Genomic DNA, 21,057 nt, shown 5'->3' with positions numbered 1-21,057 from the left:
CTCAGGCGAAGATGCCGATTATGGACAAAAGAAAGCTAAGCCCCAGCACGATCACGGCCATGGAAATGAGCAATGTCGCCACCGCACGACCCAGACTATCAAATCTATGGGCCGCGGCGATAAAATTAACCAATATCCACACCCCCAAAATACCGGTGATCAGTGACAAGATAAACGACAGGGTTGGGGCCACGAACATGACAAGGAATATGACAATTTGCGCCATGACCCTAAGCACTTGCAGGAATAGGATAACCGACAGTACATCGCCCAAACTGCCCGTCCCGCCAATGGCGCGCCCGGTCCAGTAAAGCCCGTGAACCGTGATGGCCAACACCCCGGCCAGCAACAGGAAGATCGCCAGAGGGCTGGTAAAGATCAGCGGCATCGCTGCCGACGGCTGCAAAAGCACACTGACAGAAAAGACAATTGTGTTGGCCGCAGCGGCCAGTGCAAGACCGGTCCACAGAACATCGCGATCCAACTGCCACCCGATGATTTGCTCGGCGGCTTTGCGTGGATCACGTAGCGACAGGACGACCAGTTCGATCAGATATAGGCGCAGATCGGATAAATTCATTTCAACTGCCTATAAGCGACGCGCAAGCCGCTGATCCAAAACCATAAAAATACACAAAGCCAGACAAGCCCAACAATCTGCAACTCAATCCCCGGCCCGATAAACCCCGCCGTCAGGCCATGTAACAGCACCAGCGGGCTAGACGCCAGCAGTGCCCAGAACAGCGCCAGACGGGTGGAATAGCCCGATGGATTGCCACGCAACAGCTTTAAAATCAGATATGTCACCGCCGCCAAGCCATAAAGCAAAAGCGGCGCGATAAAGAGCCACGCCATCAGCGCGGCCCCCAGCAACATATTCAGTTCCGCGCCCTCGATAAATGCCTCGCGGGCAAGGCGCGGTGTCTGCGCGACAAAGAACATCAGGCAGGCCACCATCAGATAGATCAGGTTACGATCCTCTCGGATGCCCTGCCCCAGCAGCCGTGAAACCACGGCGACCGGGTTGCGATAACTTGCAATGATGTCGCGCGTGGCTGTCATCAGGCCGCGTGCCGCTCAAGCCAAGATGCAAGGCGGCCTGTGACTTCTTCGCGCAGGTCTTCGTCTTCGACCTCCAACACCGCTTCGGCCAGAAATGCCAAGGTCAGCAGATCGGTCGCTGTGCTATGCGGCACACCGCGCGAACGCAGATAAAACAATGCATCCTCGTCAATCGCACCCGAAGTCGAGCCGTGCGAACAGGCCACATCATCGGCGTAAATCTCAAGCTCGGGCTTGGCGAGGAACTGGCTGTCATCATCCAGCAGCAGGGACTGGCTGATCTGGTAGCCATCGGTTTTTTGCGCGCCCTCTTTGACCAAAATCTTGCCTTGGAACACACCAGTGGCCCCGTTGCGCAGCACCTTTTTGAACACCTGACGGCTTTCGCAATTCACGGCGTCATGGGTGATGAATACCGTGTCATCATGGTGGAAATCACGGCCATCGCCGACACAGGCACCCGCCACATGGGCAGCGGCATCATCGCCGGTCAATTCAATCACGCAATCGTTGCGTGTCATCACGCCATTGGCTGTGAGGGTAAAGGATTTGAACGTCGATTCCGTACCAAGACGCGCAAAAATATGCGTGGCCGCACGTTGTTCATGGTCACGACCTTGGGCGCGCACGTGGTGGAATGCGGCTTTGTCCGCAACCTCAACCTCAAGCACACCGTTAAAGCGCGCGGCAACCGGGCCATTCTCCAGCAAGGTCAGTTCGGCACCGGCGTCCAGTTTGATACAGTGGTGCAGCATCGCGTCGGCGGTGGTCGATGTGCGACGGTAAATAATGTTCACTGGCTTGGACGGCTTGCCGGTCACATGGATCAACACACCATCAGCGGCAAAGGCCGTGTTCAGCGCGGCCAAGGGGCGCGGCACCGGGTTCTGACCGTTGTTTTCCAACACGCCATAGAGGTCACGCCCCCAATGCAGATCAGATGTCGCATCGGCAAGACGTTCAATCGTGATCCCTTCAAGCGTCAGATCATCTGAGGCGTTAGCGTCAAAAACGCCATCGACAAAGACGATTTTTAGCCGGTCAACGGCGTCGAACAATACGGTGTCGTCGCCGTCGCGCAACGCAGCCGGAACCGCCTGCGCCTGCACAAGCGTATCTGGCCGCGTGTATTTCCAATATTCATCACGGCGTCCGGGCAAGCCCATGGCCTGCACCCGCGCCAGCGCGTCGCGACGTGCGGCATCCGACCACCCGCCTTGGGGCATGTCGAGCGTCGCAATCATCGCGTCGGTCGGGGTTTGTTTTACTGCTGCTTCGGCCATTACGCTACCTCGGCAAGGATATCCGCATATCCGTTGTTTTCAACTTCCAGCGCCAGTTCAGGACCACCGGTTTTGATGATACGACCATCCGCCATGATGTGTACGACATCAGGTTTGATGTGGTCCAGTAGACGTTGGTAGTGGGTGATCACCAGAAAGCCGCGCCCTTCGGTCCGAAGGGCATTCACGCCTTCGGCCACCAGCTTCATCGCGTCGACGTCCAGACCGGAATCGGTTTCATCCAGAATGCACATCTTTGGCTCAAGCATGGCCATCTGCAGGATTTCATTACGCTTTTTCTCACCGCCCGAGAAACCAACGTTGACCGGACGCTTGAGCATATCTGCGTCGATCTTTAGTTCTTTCGCACGGGCACGCACGACTTTCAAGAACTCGGCAGCGGTCATTTCTTCTTCGCCGCGGGCCTTGCGCTGTGCGTTCACTGCGGTGCGCAGGAACGTCATGTTGCCGACACCCGGAATTTCAACAGGGTATTGAAACGCGAGGAACAGACCAGCAGCGGCGCGTTCTTCGGGTTCCATATCCAGCAGATCAACACCTTCTAGGCTGGCCTCGCCGCCTGTCACTTCGTAGCCGTCTTTGCCGGACAGCACATAAGACAGCGTCGATTTACCCGACCCGTTGGGGCCCATAATCGCGTGCACCTTGCCAGCTTCGATCTCCAGATCGACACCTTTAAGGATTTGCTTGTCTTCGTCTTCGAGTTTGACCTTCAGGCCTTTGATGCTCAGCATGGGAGGCTCCTTTTCTTGCGCTTATGCGCTGCAATGACAGTGAATAGGGTGAATGAAAAGCCCGCGGTCGCGGTGCTTTCGTTTGCGGGGATCATGCAACACCTCCGGCGCGTAACGCCTTGGGGAAGCTTGCATAAACGGCATCTTTGCAGGCATCAATGCCCGCTTGATAAGGCAGCTCTGCATCCGGTTTGGGCAGATCGACCATCGGAATGTCCTCGACCATGATCGGGGCCGACATGGCCCGCCCGACGGCGGCCGCATAATCCAGATATTTCAGGCGCGACTGGCCCATAGGGGCAAGCCAGCTGTTCGGCACCCCATAGGCATCGGCCACGATCAACCCATGCAAGGACGAAGCAAAAACATGGTCGCAGGCGGCAATGGCGGCACAGACATCTTGGGCGGGGTCACGCGGATCGATCAGTTGATATTTCGCATCGCTGTCCAACAACGCAGTCAAAACCAGATCATCCATCAGCGAATGATGCGGCACGATCCCGATCTTGCCATTAGGCGTGCGGTCGTGCGGCCAGACATCGCTGATCAACAGCCCCGGATCGCCAAAGCGTGACATTTCAATATCCAGCAAGGCGGCGGTAATCGGGCCGCGCAGCAGCGCAATATCCACATTTTTGGTAAACTGCGTGCCATTCACCGCATGCAAAAGCCCCGTACCCCACACCACCGGTCGCAGGTCTTTCTTGGCGGTATAGGCCCGCTTGACCACTTGCAAAAGCGATCCAATGCCCCAGATATCGGCCTTGTTGACACCTGCATGCACCACCTTGCGGCCCGACACATGGGACAGCACCACAGGGCTGATCGCGTCCCCGAAATTCGGGACCGCCTGCCACCAATGCAGCGACAAGGGGCTGGTATCGACCACAGCGTTCATCAGACCAGCCGCACCGCCGTACCTGAGACAGAAACCATCATCATGCTATCGCCGATGATTTCATAATCGATGTCTATGCCCACAACGGCATCGGCCCCTTTGGCGCGCGCCTCTTGCTCAAGCTCTGCCATCGCGGCCTCGCGGGCATGGCGCAGCTTATTTTCATACTGCCCCGACCGGCCCCCGACGATATCCGTGACCCGCGCGAACATATCGCGCACGATGTTGGCCCCCATGATCGTCTCGCCGACGACAATGCCGTGATAGGCGGCGATGTTGCGCCCTTCGATGGTGGGTGTTGTGGTCAGGATCATTCGTCATTCCCCTTGCGCAACACCACCAAAGCGACACGGATCGCGGCATAGACCATCGCAAAGATCAGCACCGAAGGAAGCGTCGATTTAAATGCCTCGATCGAGATACCACCCACCCGGAAAAAGGTGATCAGCACCCAGAATACCAAAGCGGCAATGGCCACGTCCCATGTCAGTTTACGCATCATCTGGCTTACCCAACCGATCCTTCGAGGGAGATCGCAACAAGCGCTTGCGCTTCCATCGCGAATTCCATCGGCAGGGCTTGCAGCACGTCCTTACAGAACCCGTTTACCACCAGCGCCACGGCTTCTTCCTCGTCCATCCCACGCGAGCGGCAATAGAACAGCTGATCGTCGTCCACTTTGGATGTGGTGGCCTCGTGCTCGACCCGGCTGCTGTTATTCTTGACCTCGATATAGGGCACAGTGTGCGCCCCACAGTCAGAGCCGATCAGCAAGCTGTCACATTGGGTATAGTTGCGTGATTCCTTGGCCTTGGGGTGCATCGACACCAACCCACGATAGGTGTTTTGCGCCTTCCCGGCCGAAATCCCCTTGGAGACAATGCGCGACTTGGTGCGTTTGCCCAGATGGATCATCTTGGTGCCCGTATCAGCCTGCTGCATGTTGTTGGCGATGGCGATGGAATAGAACTCGCCTTGGCTATCGTCACCACGCAGAATGCAAGACGGGTATTTCCACGTCACAGCAGACCCGGTTTCGACCTGCGTCCACATCACCTTGGCCCGATCACCACGGCAATCGGCACGCTTGGTGACAAAGTTATAAATCCCGCCCTTGCCGTTTTCATCACCGGGATACCAGTTCTGAACGGTGGAATATTTCACCTCGGCGTCTTCTTCGATGATGATCTCGACCACGGCAGCGTGCAGCTGGCTTTCGTCACGTTGTGGCGCGGTACAGCCCTCAAGGTAGGACACGTAGGACCCCTTATCGGCGATGATCAGCGTGCGTTCAAACTGGCCGGTATTCTCCGCATTGATGCGAAAATAGGTGGACAATTCCATCGGGCAGCGCACGCCCGGCGGGACGTACACAAACGATCCGTCGGAAAACACTGCCGAATTCAACGTGGCATAAAAGTTGTCATTCACCGGCACGACCGAGCCAAGGTATTTTTTCACAAGCTCGGGGTGATCACGGATCGCCTCGGAAATCGAACAAAAGATAACGCCAGCGGCCTTCAGCTCTTTCTGAAAGGTTGTGCCGACGGAAACGGAGTCAAATACCGCGTCCACAGCCACCTTGCGCGGCGCATCCGTCAGCTCCTCAGCCCCTTCGACACCCGCCAAAAGCGCCTGTTCTTTCAAGGGGATACCCAGCTTATTATAAGTCGCGAGCAGTTTGGGGTCGACCTCATCCAGTGACTTGGGCTTGACCGCCATCGATTTGGGCCGCGCATAGTAATACTGCTGCTGGAAATCGATCTCGGGATAATCAACCATCGCCCAGTCGGGCTCTTTCTTGGTCAACCACACATTATAGGCATCCAAGCGCCACTGCGTCATCCACTCCGGCTCGTCATTCTTCTCCGAGATCAGCTTGACGATATCGGTGTTCAACCCCAGAGGGGCATACTCCATTTCGATATCGGTGGACCAGCCATGCTTATAGGCACCGCCAACTTCGCGTACCGCATCAACTGTCTCTTGATCGACGCCTTCTTTTACAATTGTCGTGTCCAAGCTCATATTCCTCTCGCTTCGGGCATCACGCCGCCCGCATCTGATGTTTCTCGAATTTTATTGCCCAGGCTTTCGCAAAGCGCTGCACATCTTCTTGTGTTGTCTCCAGGCCCAACGACACACGGATCGCACTTGCGGCGTCGGTGTCATTATATCCCATGGCTTGCAAGACCTTGCTGGCTTTTACCTTGCCGCTCGAGCAAGCTGATCCTGCCGAAACCGCAAACCCCGCCAGATCCATTTGCATCACCTGCGTCTCGCCCTTCCAACCGGGGGTCAGCATGCAGGTGGTGTTCGGCAAGCGCGGCTTGTCTTCACCTACAAAAATAGTCTGTTCAGACGCAGTCGCAATAGTCTGTTCTAGAATATTTCTAAGTTCCGCCACCGCCTCCCAGCGTCCAGCGTCAACATCACGGCCTGAGGCCTCTGCCGCGGCCCCAAATCCCGCAATCCCGATAACGTTTTCGGTCCCCGACCGGCGATTCATTTCCTGCCCGCCACCCCGCAAAACCGGTTCCGGATCATCCGCGGTAAAGTTGATCAACGCACCAACACCCTTTGGCCCGCCCATCTTATGGGCCGATAAAATCGCATAGGATGGCGTTTCAGCCTGATAGCGCACGGCCATTTTTCCGGCCAACTGCGTGATGTCACAAACAGTCGAATACTGCGCTGTGCTGCCAATGACACGGCCCGCATCGCCCAAAATACCTGTTTCGCTATTTGCCGCTGAAATCGCGACCAAGTCGGCCCCTGCCAGATCCCCGGACGCCAGGTCAATCTCAACCTCGCTCCAGACCCCCAGGCAATCATGCTCGGTCGCCAACGCGCCAAATACCCCGCCGTGGTGCCCCTTCTGCGCCACAGCTAAACCCGCGGCCTCGGTCGCACTGCTGGTAAAGATCACCTGCGTGGTTTTGCACCCGACCAATTGCGCCACCTGCGCACGAGCCCGCTCCACCAGCATCTTGGCCGCGCGTCCCTCGGAATGCACACTGGACGGATTGCCCACGACATCCATCGCGGCAATCATCGCATCCCGCGCTTCGGCCCGCAAAGGCGTGGTCGCATTATGATCCAGATACACTCTCACAGCAGCTTCCAAATGGTCCTAAATCCCAGGGAGTTTGAGGGACAGCGTCCCTCATCATCTATCACAAAAGGAATCGCGCTTGCGCGGCCTTTAGTTTCATTCCTCATCCACGACGGCAAACAGGTTCGGCACCGCCGGACATGGGGCCAACTCATTGGCCACCACGTCGGACAAACGCGTTTGGTGCAAGAAAACATAGACTTGCGCGCTTAGGCCTTCCCACAGGCGGTTGGTCAGCGATTGCGCGCGGCTGCCCGACGATCCGCCCGACGCGCCCGCGCCCACATGCATGGCATCGACCTTTTCATCGACGGCCACCAGAATATCCGCCACACGAATGTCAGATGCTGGCCGCCCAAGGCGATAGCCGCCGCCGGGCCCCCGCACCGATGTCACCAATCCGGCCCGGCGCAGCTTTACAAATAGCTGCTCAAGATAGGGCAGAGAGATCGACTGCCGTTCGGCGATATCGCCCAAGGACACCAATGCCCCGCCGGGTTGCAACGCTATATCGGTCAGTGCCACCATGGCATAACGTCCTTTGGTTGACAGCTTCATCGCAATGATCCCTTTGTCAAAATCGCCTGTTTGATTGACGGCGACGCTTGAAATGCCTAAGTGCAATGCCTGACACCCAGAAACGCTGGGATCAAACAAGTTAGAACCGTTCTAAGGTGGCTTAGCGAATTCGTCAACTATTCCGCTGAACCTTTAGGACCCAAAGCAGGGATGCCCATGCCCGAGGTTATTTTTCCCGGACCCGAAGGCCGCCTCGAAGGCCGCTACCACCCACAAAAAGAGCGCGACGCGCCGATCGCCATTCTGCTGCACCCGCACCCACAGTTCGGCGGCAACATGAACCACAAGGTCGTGTATAATCTGCACTACGCCTTTTATAACATGGGCTTTACCGTCCTTCGGTTCAATTTCCGTGGCGTTGGCCGCAGCCAGGGCGAATATGATCAGGGTATCGGCGAATTGTCCGATGCCGCATCTGCGCTGGATTACCTGCAATCGATGAACAACAACTCCAAGCATTGCTGGGTTGCCGGTTTCTCGTTCGGGGCTTGGATCGGCATGCAGCTTTTGATGCGCCGCCCCGAGATCACAGGTTTTATCTCGGTCGCACCACCTGCCAACATGTATGACTTCAGCTTCCTTGCGCCCTGCCCTGCCTCCGGTCTGATCATCAACGGCTCGGCTGACCGCGTTGCACCGCCTGCTGATACCGTTAATCTGGTAAACAAGCTGCACGAGCAAAAAGGCATCACCATCACCCACCAAGAGATCGAGGGTGCCGGCCACTTCTTTGAAGAGCCGCATATGGACACGCTGATCACGTCGACGACTGACTACGTCAAACGTCGCCTGACCGAGACAACGCGCTGATAGCCAACAACACAGCAAGGACCCACTCACCATGACTGAACGACTTGAGCAGCAGATCGCCTTTCTGAACGAGGCGGACAAGCTCAAGTCGGTCATGCGCGGCACCTTGCTTTGCGATGCGTCGCGGTCTGAGAATTCCGCCGAACATAGCTGGCATCTAACGCTTTACGCGTTGGTGCTTGCCGATCAAGCCGGCCCCGACGTGGACATCACCCGCGTGATCAAAATGCTGATCCTGCATGATCTCGTCGAAATCGACGCCGGCGATAACCCGATATTCGGCGATCATGACATCACCGATATGGAAGCGCAGGAACAAGCCGCCGCAGATCGTATATTCGGCCTTCTACCCAGCGACTTGCGTGACGATCTGCGTGCCACCTGGGAAGAGTTCGAAGCCAACCAGACCCCGACCGCGCAATTTGCCAAATCCCTTGATCGCTTTCAGCCGCCCATTCAAAATCTTGCTGCGGGCGGCGGCAGCTGGATCGAATATAATGTGACCGAGCCCCAGTTTATCAAAAAGGTCGGCACCAAGATCAATACCGGTGCGCCGGGGCTTTGGCACTATGCCCGCGCCCGGGTTTCCACATGGTTTGCCGCACATAGACAAAGCTGATTTACCTAACATTTACCCTGATGCTGCACACAACAATAGTGATAGACCAGCCCTCGATAGCCAACCTTAAAGGAACCGAACACCCATGACCAAGATCAAGGTGGACAACCCGATTGTCGAACTCGACGGCGATGAAATGACCCGCATCATCTGGGATTTCATCAAGAAAAAGCTGATCCTGCCCTATCTCGACATCGATCTGAAATATTATGATCTGAGAATGGAAGTTCGCGACGAGACGAACGATCAAATCACCATCGATGCCGCCCATGCGATCAAGGAATATGGCGTCGGCGTTAAATGCGCGACCATCACCCCGGACGAGGCGCGCGTTGAAGAATTCGGCCTGAAAGAGATGTGGCGCTCCCCGAACGGGACGATCCGCAATATTCTGGGCGGGGTGATCTTTCGCCAGCCCATCATTTGCAAAAACGTGCCCCGCCTTGTGCCCGGCTGGACCAAGCCGATTGTCGTGGGCCGTCATGCCTTTGGCGACCAGTACAAAGCCACCGATTTCAAATTCCCCGGCAAAGGCAAGCTGACGTTGAAATTCGTCGGTGAAGACGGCACCGAGATCGAGCGTGAAGTCTTTGACGCGCCTGATGCAGGCGTCGTGATGGCGATGTACAACCTTGATAAATCCATCATCGATTTCGCCCGCGCCTCGATGAACTACGGCCTGAACCTTGGCTGGCCGGTGTATCTGAGCACCAAAAACACCATTCTCAAGCAATATGACGGCCGCTTCCTTGAGCTGTTCCAGCACATCTACGAGACTGAATTTGCTGATAAATTCAAAGCAGCTGGTATCACCTATGAACATCGTTTGATCGACGACATGGTGGCCTGTGCGATGAAATGGAACGGTGGCTACGTCTGGGCGTGCAAAAACTACGATGGCGATGTGCAGTCCGATACCGTGGCTCAGGGCTTTGGCTCGCTTGGGCTGATGACATCCGTTTTGATGACCCCCGATGGCAACACGGTCGAGGCCGAAGCCGCCCACGGCACCGTGACCCGCCACTACCGCCAACATCAAAAGGGCGAGGAAACATCGACCAACTCCATCGCCTCGATCTACGCGTGGACCGGCGGGCTCAAGCATCGCGGCAAGCTGGATGGCAACGCCGCCCTCACAAGCTTTGCCGAGACGTTGGAAAAAACGGTCGTCGATACGGTAGAATCGGGCTTCATGACGAAGGATCTGGCCTTGCTCGTTGGCCCCGATCAGGGCTGGTTGACCACAATGGGCTTCCTTGAGAAGGTCGACGAGAACCTGAACAAGGCCCTCAAAGGCTAATCCGGCAAGGGCCGCACATATCAGTGCGGCCCTTTTTTTGTGCGGTTAAGCAGAATTACGCGGCGGAACGCTGCAGCGCGGCATAAACTTGGGTCACACCCCTAGACAGGTCAATAGACCTGTCCTATCTCAGAAGCATGAAAAAGCCGCTGAGCCCCGACCATAATCTGACCGATGATATCCAAGGCCTTAGCCTTGGGGTGTTTCTATGCGGGTTGGGCATGCATGTTCTGACCTCGGTCGGTTTGATCACCGGACAGACCGCCGGTTTGGCCGTGATCATCGCCTATCTCAGCGGCTATTCCTTTAGTCTGGTGTTTTTCGCGATCAACCTGCCGTTCTACTTTATCGCCTACAAACGGCTTGGGATTGAATTCACCATCAAATCCCTGATCTCTGTGACGCTTTTATCCGTCGTTACCACGTTACTGCCCTTGGGTTTTACTATAGAAAAACTTGATCCTGCCTTGGGCGCTGTGATTTTCGGGTCCTTGGTCGGCCTCGGCCTGCTGGCGATGTTCCGGCACAACGGGTCCTTGGGCGGGCTGGGCGTTATCGCACTGCTGGTGCAAGACACCACCGGTTTCAAAGCAGGCTGGGTGCAGTTGATCACCGATGCTGTGATCTTTGCGGTGGCCCTTTTCCTGTTCCCCGCCTCGGTCGTGATCTATTCGCTGCTAGGGGCCGTGGTGCTAAACCTGATTATCACCTTCAACCACCGCAGGGACCGCTATATCGCGGCCTAGAATTGTGACATCAAAGCTCTGGTCATTTTGATTAAAATTCTTCAGGACTGGAGAGGCGGCCCAGCGACAGTTTGAAAATCAGCAAACGCCGCCCGACACCCCAAGCGATAAGGATTGTACGAAAATGCATTACTTTTGGTTGTTTATCGCGATTATATCCGAGACTTTAGGCACCACGGCGCTTCAGGCGTCGCAGCAGTTCACGCGGATATGGCCATCGGTCGGGGCGGTCGTGTTTTATGTGATCTCGTTCTATTTTATGGCGCTCGCGCTCAAGGTGATGCCGGTGGGAATCGTCTATGCAATTTGGTCCGGCCTCGGGATCGTGTGCATCGCGGCGCTCGGCTATCTCATCTTTGGGCAAAAACTTGATTTCGCCGCGGTGATGGGCCTGATGATGATCGTCGCGGGTATTTTGGTGATCCATCTGTTTTCAAATACCACAACACACTAAATCCTGCTCAACCACCGTACCGGATCGGGATTAGGGCTGGCTTTCTGGCGCGCACCACGATATGCGCGGCGCAAATGCTGCGGTGCAACAGTGCGCGCGGCCCTCTTTCCTATCAAAGGCATACCCCAATGGACATGCGCAACATCGCAATCATCGCTCACGTTGACCACGGCAAAACGACGCTGGTCGACGAACTTCTGAAACAATCCGGCACCTACCGTGAAAACCAGGCGACCACTGAACGCGCCATGGACAGCAACGATCTTGAGCGTGAGCGCGGCATCACGATCTTTGCCAAACCGACATCGGTCGAGTGGAAAGGCCTGCGGATCAACATCGTTGACACCCCCGGCCACGCCGATTTCGGTGGCGAAGTTGAACGCATCCTGTCGATGGTTGATGGCGTTGTTCTGCTGGTGGATGCGGCCGAAGGCCCGATGCCTCAGACCAAATTCGTGACATCCAAAGCACTGGCACTGGGCCTGAACCCCATCGTTGTGCTGAACAAAGTTGACAAGGGCGATGCGGAACCCGATCGCGCGCTGGACGAATGTTTCGACCTCTTCGCCAGCCTTGGTGCCAATGACCAACAGCTCGACTTTCCGCACATGTATGCGTCGGGCCGCAACGGCTGGGCCGATATGGAGCTGGACGGCCCGCGCAAGGACCTGTCTGCGCTGTTCGACCTGATCGTCAAGCACGTACCGGCACCCAAGCAGCTGAAAGATATCGACAAGCCGTTTACCATGCTGGCCACCACCCTTGGTGCAGACGCGTTTATCGGCCGCATGTTGACCGGCCGCGTAGAAACAGGCCAGTTGAAAACAGGCGAGCAGGTCAAGGCGCTGTCGCGTGATGGCAAGCTGATCGAAAACTTCCGCGTGACCAAGATCATGGCGTTCCGTGGCCTGATGCAACAACCCATCGACGTGGCCGAAGCCGGCGACATCGTATCCATCGCAGGCATGGCCAAAGCGACGGTTGCAGATTCCATTGTGGCCACAACGGTTGACACCGCCCTGCCCGCGCAGCCGATCGATCCGCCCACAATCACCATCACATTCGGCATTAACGACAGCCCGTTGGCTGGCCGTGACGGCAAGAAAGTTCAGTCCCGCGTCATTCGTGACCGCCTGATGAAAGAAGCCGAATCAAACGTGGCGATCAAAGTCACCGATAGCCCCGGCGGCGAATCCTTTGAAGTTGCCGGTCGTGGTGAACTTCAGATGGGTGTTCTGATCGAGAACATGCGCCGTGAAGGGTTTGAACTGTCGGTATCGCGCCCTCAGGTTCTGTTCCGCGAAGGCGAGAATGGCGAGCGTCTTGAGCCCATCGAAGAAGTCACCATCGATGTGGATGACGACTATTCCGGTGCCGTGATTGAAAAGCTGACCGGCCCACGCAAGGGTGAACTGTCCGAGATGAAACCCGCAGGGGCCGGTAAGACCCGCATCATCGCATTGGTACCATCGCGTGGCCTGATCGGGTATCACGGTGAATTCCTGACCGATACACGTGGTACAGGCGTTTTGAACCGCGTGTTCCACGGCTGGGCCCCGCACAAAGGTGCGATCCCCGGCCGCCGTGCTGGTGTTCTGATCTCGATGGAAAACGGTACATCGGTGTCTTACGCGCTGTGGAAACTGGAAGACCGAGGCAAATTCTTTATCGGCGCACAGGAAGCTGTCTATCAGGGCATGATCATCGGCGAACACAGCCGCGAGAACGACCTGGAAGTGAACCCGTTGAAGGGTAAGCAACTGACCAACGTGCGTGCCTCCGGTACGGATGAAGCAGTGCGCCTGACCACGCCTGTCACGCTGACGCTGGAACAGGCGATCGCCTATATCGACGACGATGAATTGGTGGAAGTGACGCCAAACGCCGTGCGTCTGCGCAAGCGCTATCTTGACCCGCATGAGCGCAAGCGGATGTCGAAGTCTGCCTGATTTAAATACCGGACCGGGGGCCAGCCCCCGGCCCCCCGGGATTTAGGACCATTTGGAAAAGGGGGGCTTTGCGGCCCCTCTTTTTTGTTGGCCGTTTAGCCGCGTGATCTGCAGAGGGTTGGAAACGCAAAAGGCCCGCCGAGGCGGGCCCATGCTATGTCTGGTAAGCGTTTAGATGGGGATCAGTCTTCGATCTCGACAACCATCAATTCGCGTTCAGACGCGTCTTTGGCGTGGCTTAGCGCCTCTTGATAGGCAGGCGAATTGTAGCAGGCGACGGCTTCTTCTAGCGAGGGGAAGCGGGCGACGACATTGCGCGGGCGTTCTTTGCCTTCAAGCTGCACAAAGCGGCCGCCACGGGCCAGAAACTTGCCGCCGTGATCGGCAATCGCCGGGCCGGCGAGTTTGGCGTATTGGCCGTATGCGTCTTCGTCGGTGACGGTGACATGGGCGATCCAGAGAGCTGACATTGTATTATCCTTTCAAGATGGCTTCGGCAGCCGCGATAGCCGCGTCAGCATTTGCAACGCCTTTTGCGCCGCCTTGGGCCATATCCGGACGGCCACCGCCGCCTTTGCCGCCCAGTTCGGCGACCACGGCCTTGACGATATCAACGGCAGATGTGTTAGCGGTCAGATCAGAGGTCACACCGGCAGCCACTGCCGCTTTGCCATCGGCATCAGCGATCAGTAGCACGGCACCGCTGCCCAGCTTGGACTTATATTCATCCACCAGCGCCGGGAGATCCTTGCCCGTCACGCCAGACAACACCTGCGAGATAAACTGAATCCCGCCGATATCGCGCGCCTCGGGGGCTGTGGACCCGCCCCCGGACATCGCAAGTTCGCGGCGCAATTGCGCGACCTCGTTGGCGAGTTGTTTGCGTTCATCCATCAAGGCACGCACGCGGTCCGGCACATCGGCGGTCGATGTTTTCAATTCCGATGCCACACGGGACAAGGTGCATTCCTGCGTACGCAACCAGCCAAGTGCCTCGTCACCGGTCAAGGCTTCGATCCGGCGGATGCCGGAGCTGCTGGAGCTGTCGCCAAGGATCACAAATGCGCCGATATCGCCGGTCTGCCGCACATGGGTACCGCCACAAAGTTCGAGCGAATAGGTTTCTTTATCCGCGCCCTTGCCTGACCCGACCTCGCGGCCCATCGACACCACGCGGACCTCGTCACCGTATTTTTCGCTGAACAGCGCCTGTGCGCCCAAAGCGCGGGCATCATCGGGCGTCATAATCCGGGTATCAACGGGCGCATTCTGGCGGATATAGGCGTTTACTTCCTGTTCGACCTGCGAAATTTCATCCGGCGTCATCGCGTGATTATGGCTGTAGTCAAAGCGCAGACGGTCCGCCGCATTCAATGACCCGCGCTGCGCAACCTTATCACCAAGCGCGTTGCGCAAGGCCTCGTGCAACAGGTGGGTGGCCGAGTGATTGGCACGAATGGCGGTGCGGCGGGTGTGATCCACGTCTAACACAGCGGCCTGCCCGGGGGTCACAGTGCCCTCGACCACATCGCCAAAATGGATAAAGACGCCAGCCGTTTTGCGCGTATCGGTGACTGAGACGCTGCCCGTATCGGTTTTGATGATCCCAGTGTCGCCTACCTGCCCGCCGCTTTCGGCATAAAACGGGGTTTGGTTAAGGGCAATCTGCACCTTATCGCCGGCCTTGGCCGTCTGAACTTGGTCACCATCTTGGACCAATGCAACAATCTGACCCTCGGCAGTTTCTGTATCATAGCCCAGGAAATCAGTGGTGCCGCCAGCCTCTGCCACGTCGAACCAAACGGTCGCATCCGCCGCTTCGCCCGAACCGGACCACGCCGCACGGGCCTGTGCTTTTTGCTTGTCCATGGCAGCGTTAAAGCCATCCAGATCCACGCCGCGGTCTTTTTCACGCAGGGCATCCTGGGTCAAATCGACGGGGAAACCATAGGTGTCATAAAGCTTGAACGCAGCCTCGCCAGACAGGTTTTCACCGGCAGGCAGATCGCGCAATTCGTCGTCCAGCAGCTTGAGCCCACGGTCGAGCGTTTTCTTGAAACGGGTCTCTTCGAGCAAGAGCGTTTCAGTGATCAGCGACTGCGCCTGGCTCAATTCGGGATAGGCCCCGCCCATTTGGCGAACGAGTTCAGGCACCAGACGGTGCATCAGCGGGTCTTGGATACCCAGCAAATGCGCGTGGCGCATGGCGCGGCGCATGATCCGGCGCAAAACGTAGCCGCGCCCGTCATTTGAAGGCATCACACCATCAGCGATAAGGAAAGACGTCGACCGCAGGTGGTCGGCGATCACACGATGATGGGTTTTACCCGGCCCGTCAGGATCGGTATTTGACGCATTGGCGCTGGCGATAATCAGGTTGCGCATCAAATCCGTGGCATAGTTATCGTTGGTGCCCTGCAGCAAAGCTGCGACCCGTTCGATGCCCATGCCCGTATCAATCGACTGGTTCGGCAACGGCTTGCGGGAGCCATCCTCGAATTGTTCATATTGCATGAAAACGAGGTTCCAGATCTCGACAAACCTGTCGCCGTCCTCCTCCGGAGATCCGGGAGGGCCACCCCAGATGTGATCGCCGTGGTCATAGAAAATCTCGGAGCATGGACCGCAAGGACCAGTCGGCCCCATCATCCAAAAGTTATCATCGGTCGCGATGCGAATGATGCGGTCATCGGGCAGTCCTGCGACCTTTTTCCAGATATCCGCAGCCTCGTCATCGGTATGGTAAACGGTGACATAAAGCCGCTTGGGGTCAATGCCCAATTCCTTGGTGATCAGCTCCCATGAAAATGCAATTGCTTCGGCTTTGAAATAGTCGCCAAAGCTGAAATTTCCCAACATTTCAAAGAACGTATGGTGGCGCGCCGTATAGCCGACATTATCCAGATCGTTATGTTTGCCGCCTGCCCGCACGCATTTCTGCGCCGTCGTCGCGCGTTTGTAATCACGGGTTTCGACGCCGGTGAACAGGTTTTTAAACTGCACCATGCCCGAGTTGGCAAACATCAATGTGGGATCATTGCGCGGCACCAGCGGGCTGGATGGCTGCACCGAATGGCCGTTCTTTTCGAAATATCCCAAAAAAGTGGATCGGATATCGTTTAGCGTCTTCATATGCGGGGCCTTTCGAGGGGCAAAAAAGTGTTGCACTCAAATAGCCTTGCGACGGGGCACTGTCCACAGTTCCCCCAAACGAAAAAGGGCGCGCCCATTGGCACGCCCCTTAAACTTTTCGCTAAAGGCGGATTATGCCTCGAGAATGTCGATATCGTCTTTTTCGGACCCGTCGAAATCAAGCCCATGGGCGGCGCGAATTTTGTCTTCGATCTCCAGCGCCATGGCTTCGTTTTCTTTCAGGAAGGTCTTGGCATTCTCACGCCCCTGCCCGATCCGTTCGTCACCATAGCTGAACCATGATCCCGATTTATCGACCACGCCTGCCTTGACGCCCAGATCCAACAGCTCGCCCATCTTCGAGATACCTTCGCCATACATGATGTCGAATTCAACCTGTTTGAATGGCGCGGCAACCTTGTTCTTAACGATCTTAACGCGGGTGGCGTTTCCGACCACTTCGTCACGATCCTTAAGCGCGCCGATCCGGCGGATATCAAGCCGCACAGACGAATAGAATTTCAGCGCGTTGCCGCCTGATGTCGTCTCGGGGGAGCCGAACATCACGCCAATTTTCATCCGGATTTGGTTAATAAAGATCACCATGCAGTTCGACCGCGAGATAGACCCCGTCAGTTTCCGCATCGCTTGCGACATCAGCCGCGCCTGAACACCGACAGAGCTGTCACCCATATCGCCTTCGAGTTCGGATTTTGGTGTCAGCGCCGCAACCGAATCGACAACAACCATGTTAACAGCGCCTGAACGCACCAAAGTATCCACAATTTCAAGAGCTTGCTCGCCCGTGTCCGGCTGCGAAATCAGCAATTCGTCGATGTCGACGCCAAGTTTTTTCGCGTATTGCGGGTCAAGCGCGTGCTCGGCATCAACGAATGCACAAACGCCGCCCTGCTTTTGCTGCTCAGCAACACAATGTAGGGTCAGTGTGGTCTTGCCCGAGCTTTCCGGGCCATAAATCTCGACGATACGGCCCATTGGCAAGCCACCAATGCCAAGCGCGATGTCCAAGCCAAGCGAGCCGGTCGAGCTGTGTTTGATGTCTTGTATGGCACCTTCGGCACCCAGTTTCATGATCGACCCCTTGCCGAACTGGCGTTCAATCTGTGCCAGCGCGCTATCAAGGGCTTTTTGCTTTTCAGCTTGTTTCTTGTTGTCCATTGTCAAAAGATCTGCCGTTGCCATTTGAGGGTATCCCTTTACTGTCACAGTGGTGTCCAAGCCGCAATCGCTGCATGCGCCACTCGGGTTTTGTTCCTTATATGTTCCATATGAGACCAAATGCAGAACATTTCAATCAATTTGTTTCATGTTCCATCTTTTAGCCGAAGTGATTAACATCAGATTTACAACGGATAGGCCGTAAGAATTAAACTTGGAAAATCGTCTATATGCTTGTTTTCTTTAAAGAACGGCTTGCTTTTTTGTCGGTCCCCAAGACGGGAACAACCGCCTACGAGACCGCATTGGCCCCACGGGCAGATTTGGTGATCTCGGAGCCCCCCATGCTCAAACATGCGCCGGTCTATCGATACAACCGATTCATCAGGCCGATGTTCTTGAAAGTGTGCGACGCGGAAATGGAGCTTATGGCCGTGATGCGCGAACCCATCAGCTGGCTTGGTAGTTGGTATCGCTACCGCCAGCGGCCCTTTATGCGAGGCAAACCGAACGCCACTTTCGACATTAGTTTTGATGACTTTATCCTGGCTTACATGAAAGGCAAAAAACCGGGGTTCGCAGATGTGGGGAGCCAGCTGAACTTTATGGCGGCGCAGCCCAATGGCACGAGCATTACTCATTATTTCAGATATGAAGATCAACCTAGGTTGCAGTCGTTTCTATCTGACAGGCTGGGGGTAACATTTGATCTTAAACGGGAAAATGTGTCCCCGCAGATGGAATTAACCTTGTCCCCCGACGTGGAGCAACGGTTTCGGCGCAAGTTTCACGAGGAGTTTGCACTGTACGCTTCCATCCCATGATCAGCGCATTTGGCTATGGACCGTGTTCGTCAAATCAGTAAGCGAGAATGGTTTTGGCAAGAAAACAGAGTTTGGAATGGCCGTTTGCTCCGCGCCAAAACTATCCTCTGCATAACCTGACACGAATACGACGGGCACGCCTGGCCGGTCTTTCAGCGCCTCACGCACCCAACTTGGCCCGTCCATCCCCGGCATAATCACATCTGTGACGAAGACATCGACGTTCAATGTCTCATCCTCAAGGGTTTTCAGCGCCATCTCGGCAGATTCGGCCTCTAGCACGGTATAGCCCCGCATCCGCAAGGCACGGCTGGCAAAGGCGCGCACCGGTGCTTCATCCTCTACCAGTAGAATGATGCCATCGTCGAAATTTGTGGCCGCTGCTGCTGGCGCGGCCGCCTTGTCTGGTTTTTGTGTCATGGCTCTTGTTAACACAGGAAAATAAAGGGTAAAGACGGTTCCGACGCCGACGGTGCTATCCGCAAAGATGAAACCGCCCGATTGCTTGATAATCCCATAGGCCGTCGACAGCCCCAAGCCGGTCCCCTCGCCTGTACGCTTGGTCGTGTAGAACGGCTCAAACACCTTTTGCAGCTTATCCTCAGCTATCCCAGTGCCTTCGTCCGCGACCTGCAACGTTACATATTGGCCCGGCGGTACGCTCACGCGGTCGCGGGACAGCGGTTCTTGCAAGTCCAAGCATTCGGTGGTGATCTTGATCTCTCCGCCGTCCTGCATTGCATCGCGGGCGTTCACGACAAGGTTCATAAGAACCTGTTCTAATTGCCTTTTGTCAGCGCGTATCGGTTTAAGCACCGGATCATGGCGTAGGGTCAGGGTCACTTTTTCACCCACAAGCCTATTCAACAGATGCGTCAGATCGGCCAGCGTATCGCGCAGATCCAGCGTTTCCGGTTGCAATGTCTGTTTGCGGGAAAACGCCAGCAACTGCCCTACCAATGCAGCGGCACGGTTGGTATTTTGGTTAATTTGGATCAGGTCACTGTAATCAGAATCCCCCTGATCATGGCGCAAAAGCAAAAGATCACAATGGCCGGAGATCGCAGTCAGCAGGTTATTGAAATCATGTGCAACCCCCCCAGCTAATTGCCCGATTGCCTGCATCTTCTGGCTTTGCACAAACTGCGCCTCAAGGGTTTTTAGCTGTGTCGCATCGTTCAGCACCGCGATTAATGCAGGCTCCCCCTGATCGGTCACAAGGCTTAACGTCACTTGGACAAACGCCTCGCGGTCATCGCGTTTCAAGCGCAAAAACTCGGATTTCTGCATCAATTTGCCGTCAAGCGTTTCCGTCAGCCAGTCATTGATCGACCGCCCCAAACCTTCCATCAGAGACGCCAAGGGCGCTCCGGGCTGTAGCTGGGGGCCAACCAGATTTTCCGCCATCTGATTATACGACATCACTGCGCCATTCGGGGCGATCTTGATTAAAGGAATCGGTAATTCCTGAAACCCGCGCCATTCCGCATCCTGCGATCGTGGCGCGTAGGCGGGCAATAAATACAATGCCTTACGACCCGCACCGGCCTCAAGCTCTCCGACCAGCATGGTTTCTTCGCCCTCGACGGTCATGACCTCGGCCAGATCGCCATGAGTAACAGGCAATGCCTTAAAGACGCGGTCCAGCGTTTTGACCCGGCTGCCAATCAACCCGCGCGACGCCTCGTTCATGAACAAGACGGCACCGGATCGGCCCACCATCATCATGGGCAAAGACTGTTCAAAATCACGCGACCGCGCGGGGCCCTTTTCCTGGATGGTTTCCACACGCCACAGAAATCCATCCGTAACCCGGTGCAGGGAAAGACGCACATGACCCGACCGTGTGACGATATCCTCGCGCGCGGCACCGGTTTTTTCCGCGCGATCTTGCAACCGGAAAACAATGGCCGAAGGATTAGCGAACTGGCTGGATAAAAACGCCGTCACGGACTCTGCCGGGTTGACCTTGCACAATGCTGCTGCGGCCAAGTTTTGCGCAGTGACCACCCCATCTTCGGTGGCAAAGACACTAGGGCTGGCGTCATTGGCGATAAAATCGACAATGGCCTGTCGGTCCTTGCCGCGCCGGTTAACCGAAATGACATCTGCGACAAACCCGAGGGCCGCAACGCTTAAAAAAGCGCCTGCTGCCGCCATAAACACGATGGTAAGGGGATGATTTTGCGAAACAACCGCTGCAATAGCCGCAACGACGGCCGCGAAAACAACGATAAGCAACCGCTTGCGCCTAACCAGTGCTTCGTTGTTCGGCTTTGACAAAAACGACCCTCCTGCACATAGAACTTACCATCGATCTACGTGAAGTAAGGTTAAGGGAAGATGAAATAG

General features: G+C 56.1%; 21 protein-coding genes. 7 read left to right on the top strand and 14 right to left on the bottom strand.

What is annotated here, in order from left to right; all coding sequences use genetic code 11:
• Nucleotide 1: 1 nt before the first annotated feature.
• The 10 genes from BM347_RS02760 to iscR form a co-directional block, all read right to left on the bottom strand.
• Nucleotides 2-580 carry a Yip1 family protein gene (locus tag BM347_RS02760; protein WP_093914871.1) on the bottom strand — a complete coding sequence of 193 codons (579 nt, stop codon included), beginning with the start codon at nucleotides 578-580 and terminating at the stop codon, nucleotides 2-4.
• The gene (locus BM347_RS02755; protein ID WP_093914870.1) at nucleotides 577-1,062 is read right to left on the bottom strand and encodes a YIP1 family protein; all 486 of its coding nucleotides are present in this window, start codon (nucleotides 1,060-1,062) and stop codon (nucleotides 577-579) included. Before BM347_RS02755 ends, BM347_RS02760 begins: the two co-directional genes overlap by 4 nt.
• A complete protein-coding gene (locus BM347_RS02750; protein WP_093914869.1) occupies nucleotides 1,062-2,345 on the bottom strand; it encodes a SufB/SufD family protein in 1,284 nt (427 codons plus the stop codon). The genes BM347_RS02755 and BM347_RS02750 overlap by 1 nt, the downstream gene beginning before the upstream one ends.
• The gene (sufC, locus tag BM347_RS02745; RefSeq protein ID WP_093914868.1) at nucleotides 2,345-3,100 is read right to left on the bottom strand and encodes a Fe-S cluster assembly ATPase SufC; all 756 of its coding nucleotides are present in this window, start codon (nucleotides 3,098-3,100) and stop codon (nucleotides 2,345-2,347) included. Before sufC ends, BM347_RS02750 begins: the two co-directional genes overlap by 1 nt.
• A gap of 91 nt (nucleotides 3,101-3,191) precedes the next feature.
• A complete protein-coding gene (locus BM347_RS02740; RefSeq protein WP_093914867.1) occupies nucleotides 3,192-3,998 on the bottom strand; it encodes a polysaccharide pyruvyl transferase family protein in 807 nt (268 codons plus the stop codon).
• The gene (locus tag BM347_RS02735; protein ID WP_093914866.1) at nucleotides 3,998-4,312 is read right to left on the bottom strand and encodes a heavy metal-binding domain-containing protein; all 315 of its coding nucleotides are present in this window, start codon (nucleotides 4,310-4,312) and stop codon (nucleotides 3,998-4,000) included. The genes BM347_RS02740 and BM347_RS02735 overlap by 1 nt, the downstream gene beginning before the upstream one ends.
• Nucleotides 4,309-4,500: a hypothetical protein gene (locus tag BM347_RS02730; protein ID WP_093914865.1), complete on the bottom strand. Its 192-nt coding sequence runs from the start codon at nucleotides 4,498-4,500 to the stop codon at nucleotides 4,309-4,311. Before BM347_RS02730 ends, BM347_RS02735 begins: the two co-directional genes overlap by 4 nt.
• A 5-nt stretch (nucleotides 4,501-4,505) precedes the next feature.
• Complete coding sequence (gene sufB / locus BM347_RS02725; RefSeq protein ID WP_093914864.1) at nucleotides 4,506-6,026, bottom strand: Fe-S cluster assembly protein SufB; 1,521 nt, start codon at nucleotides 6,024-6,026, stop codon at nucleotides 4,506-4,508.
• Between the two features lie 19 nt (nucleotides 6,027-6,045).
• A complete protein-coding gene (locus tag BM347_RS02720) occupies nucleotides 6,046-7,113 on the bottom strand; it encodes a cysteine desulfurase family protein (protein ID WP_093914863.1) in 1,068 nt (355 codons plus the stop codon).
• A 96-nt stretch (nucleotides 7,114-7,209) separates the two neighbouring features.
• Nucleotides 7,210-7,671 carry a Fe-S cluster assembly transcriptional regulator IscR gene (iscR, locus tag BM347_RS02715; protein ID WP_093915389.1) on the bottom strand — a complete coding sequence of 154 codons (462 nt, stop codon included), beginning with the start codon at nucleotides 7,669-7,671 and terminating at the stop codon, nucleotides 7,210-7,212.
• A 177-nt stretch (nucleotides 7,672-7,848) separates the two neighbouring features.
• Between iscR and BM347_RS02710 the strand changes: the two genes are divergently transcribed.
• The 6 genes from BM347_RS02710 (at nucleotide 7,849) to typA (ending at nucleotide 13,570) form a co-directional block, all read left to right on the top strand.
• Nucleotides 7,849-8,502, top strand: a complete 654-nt coding sequence (locus tag BM347_RS02710) for an alpha/beta hydrolase (protein ID WP_093915388.1) — start codon at nucleotides 7,849-7,851, stop codon at nucleotides 8,500-8,502.
• Nucleotides 8,503-8,533: 31 nt separating this feature from the next.
• Nucleotides 8,534-9,121: an HD domain-containing protein gene (locus BM347_RS02705; protein ID WP_093914862.1), complete on the top strand. Its 588-nt coding sequence runs from the start codon at nucleotides 8,534-8,536 to the stop codon at nucleotides 9,119-9,121.
• An 85-nt stretch (nucleotides 9,122-9,206) separates the two neighbouring features.
• A complete protein-coding gene (locus BM347_RS02700) occupies nucleotides 9,207-10,421 on the top strand; it encodes an NADP-dependent isocitrate dehydrogenase (RefSeq protein ID WP_093914861.1) in 1,215 nt (404 codons plus the stop codon).
• 137 nt (nucleotides 10,422-10,558) lie between these two features.
• Nucleotides 10,559-11,167 (top strand): YitT family protein, encoded by a 609-nt coding sequence (locus BM347_RS02695; protein ID WP_093914860.1) that lies wholly within the window; start codon nucleotides 10,559-10,561, stop codon nucleotides 11,165-11,167.
• A 124-nt stretch (nucleotides 11,168-11,291) separates the two neighbouring features.
• Nucleotides 11,292-11,621, top strand: coding sequence for a DMT family transporter (locus BM347_RS02690; RefSeq protein ID WP_093914859.1), 330 nt, complete (start codon nucleotides 11,292-11,294; stop codon nucleotides 11,619-11,621).
• Nucleotides 11,622-11,749: 128 nt separating this feature from the next.
• Nucleotides 11,750-13,570, top strand: coding sequence for a translational GTPase TypA (gene typA / locus BM347_RS02685; protein ID WP_093914858.1), 1,821 nt, complete (start codon nucleotides 11,750-11,752; stop codon nucleotides 13,568-13,570).
• Between the two features lie 182 nt (nucleotides 13,571-13,752).
• Here typA and BM347_RS02680 read toward each other — a convergent pair whose 3' ends face one another.
• From BM347_RS02680 to recA, 3 genes are all read right to left on the bottom strand, one after another.
• Nucleotides 13,753-14,040, bottom strand: a complete 288-nt coding sequence (locus tag BM347_RS02680; protein WP_093914857.1) for a DUF1330 domain-containing protein — start codon at nucleotides 14,038-14,040, stop codon at nucleotides 13,753-13,755.
• 4 nt (nucleotides 14,041-14,044) lie between these two features.
• On the bottom strand, nucleotides 14,045-16,702 hold the full coding sequence (gene alaS, locus BM347_RS02675; RefSeq protein WP_093914856.1) for an alanine--tRNA ligase: 2,658 nt from the start codon (nucleotides 16,700-16,702) through the stop codon (nucleotides 14,045-14,047).
• Between the two features lie 132 nt (nucleotides 16,703-16,834).
• Entirely contained in the window at nucleotides 16,835-17,905 is a 1,071-nt protein-coding gene (gene recA, locus BM347_RS02670; protein ID WP_093914855.1) for a recombinase RecA, read from the bottom strand.
• 206 nt (nucleotides 17,906-18,111) lie between these two features.
• On the opposite strand from recA, the gene BM347_RS02665 reads away from it, so the two are divergent.
• Entirely contained in the window at nucleotides 18,112-18,705 is a 594-nt protein-coding gene (locus tag BM347_RS02665; RefSeq protein ID WP_093914854.1) for a gamma-glutamyl kinase, read from the top strand.
• Here BM347_RS02665 and BM347_RS02660 read toward each other — a convergent pair whose 3' ends face one another.
• A complete protein-coding gene (locus tag BM347_RS02660) occupies nucleotides 18,706-20,910 on the bottom strand; it encodes a hybrid sensor histidine kinase/response regulator (RefSeq protein ID WP_425442445.1) in 2,205 nt (734 codons plus the stop codon).
• Nucleotides 20,911-21,057: the final 147 nt, after the last annotated feature.

The sequence above is a fragment of the Sulfitobacter marinus genome (genome assembly GCF_900116285.1).
Taxonomy (GTDB): domain Bacteria; phylum Pseudomonadota; class Alphaproteobacteria; order Rhodobacterales; family Rhodobacteraceae; genus Sulfitobacter; species Sulfitobacter marinus.
The sequence above is the reverse complement of the archived record's forward strand: the minus strand, read 5'-3'. Positions and strand labels throughout refer to the sequence as shown.

Coding starts and splice junctions, on each gene's coding strand:
- BM347_RS02760 (WP_093914871.1), bottom strand. CDS start 580: ATGAATTTATCCGATCTGCGCCTATATCTGATCGAACTGGTCGTCCTG.
- BM347_RS02755 (WP_093914870.1), bottom strand. CDS start 1,062: ATGACAGCCACGCGCGACATCATTGCAAGTTATCGCAACCCGGTCGCC.
- BM347_RS02750 (WP_093914869.1), bottom strand. CDS start 2,345: ATGGCCGAAGCAGCAGTAAAACAAACCCCGACCGACGCGATGATTGCG.
- sufC (WP_093914868.1), bottom strand. CDS start 3,100: ATGCTGAGCATCAAAGGCCTGAAGGTCAAACTCGAAGACGAAGACAAG.
- BM347_RS02740 (WP_093914867.1), bottom strand. CDS start 3,998: ATGAACGCTGTGGTCGATACCAGCCCCTTGTCGCTGCATTGGTGGCAG.
- BM347_RS02735 (WP_093914866.1), bottom strand. CDS start 4,312: ATGATCCTGACCACAACACCCACCATCGAAGGGCGCAACATCGCCGCC.
- BM347_RS02730 (WP_093914865.1), bottom strand. CDS start 4,500: ATGATGCGTAAACTGACATGGGACGTGGCCATTGCCGCTTTGGTATTC.
- sufB (WP_093914864.1), bottom strand. CDS start 6,026: ATGAGCTTGGACACGACAATTGTAAAAGAAGGCGTCGATCAAGAGACA.
- iscR (WP_093915389.1), bottom strand. CDS start 7,671: ATGAAGCTGTCAACCAAAGGACGTTATGCCATGGTGGCACTGACCGAT.
- BM347_RS02710 (WP_093915388.1), top strand. CDS start 7,849: ATGCCCGAGGTTATTTTTCCCGGACCCGAAGGCCGCCTCGAAGGCCGC.
- BM347_RS02705 (WP_093914862.1), top strand. CDS start 8,534: ATGACTGAACGACTTGAGCAGCAGATCGCCTTTCTGAACGAGGCGGAC.
- BM347_RS02700 (WP_093914861.1), top strand. CDS start 9,207: ATGACCAAGATCAAGGTGGACAACCCGATTGTCGAACTCGACGGCGAT.
- BM347_RS02695 (WP_093914860.1), top strand. CDS start 10,559: ATGAAAAAGCCGCTGAGCCCCGACCATAATCTGACCGATGATATCCAA.
- BM347_RS02690 (WP_093914859.1), top strand. CDS start 11,292: ATGCATTACTTTTGGTTGTTTATCGCGATTATATCCGAGACTTTAGGC.
- typA (WP_093914858.1), top strand. CDS start 11,750: ATGGACATGCGCAACATCGCAATCATCGCTCACGTTGACCACGGCAAA.
- BM347_RS02680 (WP_093914857.1), bottom strand. CDS start 14,040: ATGTCAGCTCTCTGGATCGCCCATGTCACCGTCACCGACGAAGACGCA.
- alaS (WP_093914856.1), bottom strand. CDS start 16,702: ATGAAGACGCTAAACGATATCCGATCCACTTTTTTGGGATATTTCGAA.
- recA (WP_093914855.1), bottom strand. CDS start 17,905: ATGGCAACGGCAGATCTTTTGACAATGGACAACAAGAAACAAGCTGAA.
- BM347_RS02665 (WP_093914854.1), top strand. CDS start 18,112: ATGCTTGTTTTCTTTAAAGAACGGCTTGCTTTTTTGTCGGTCCCCAAG.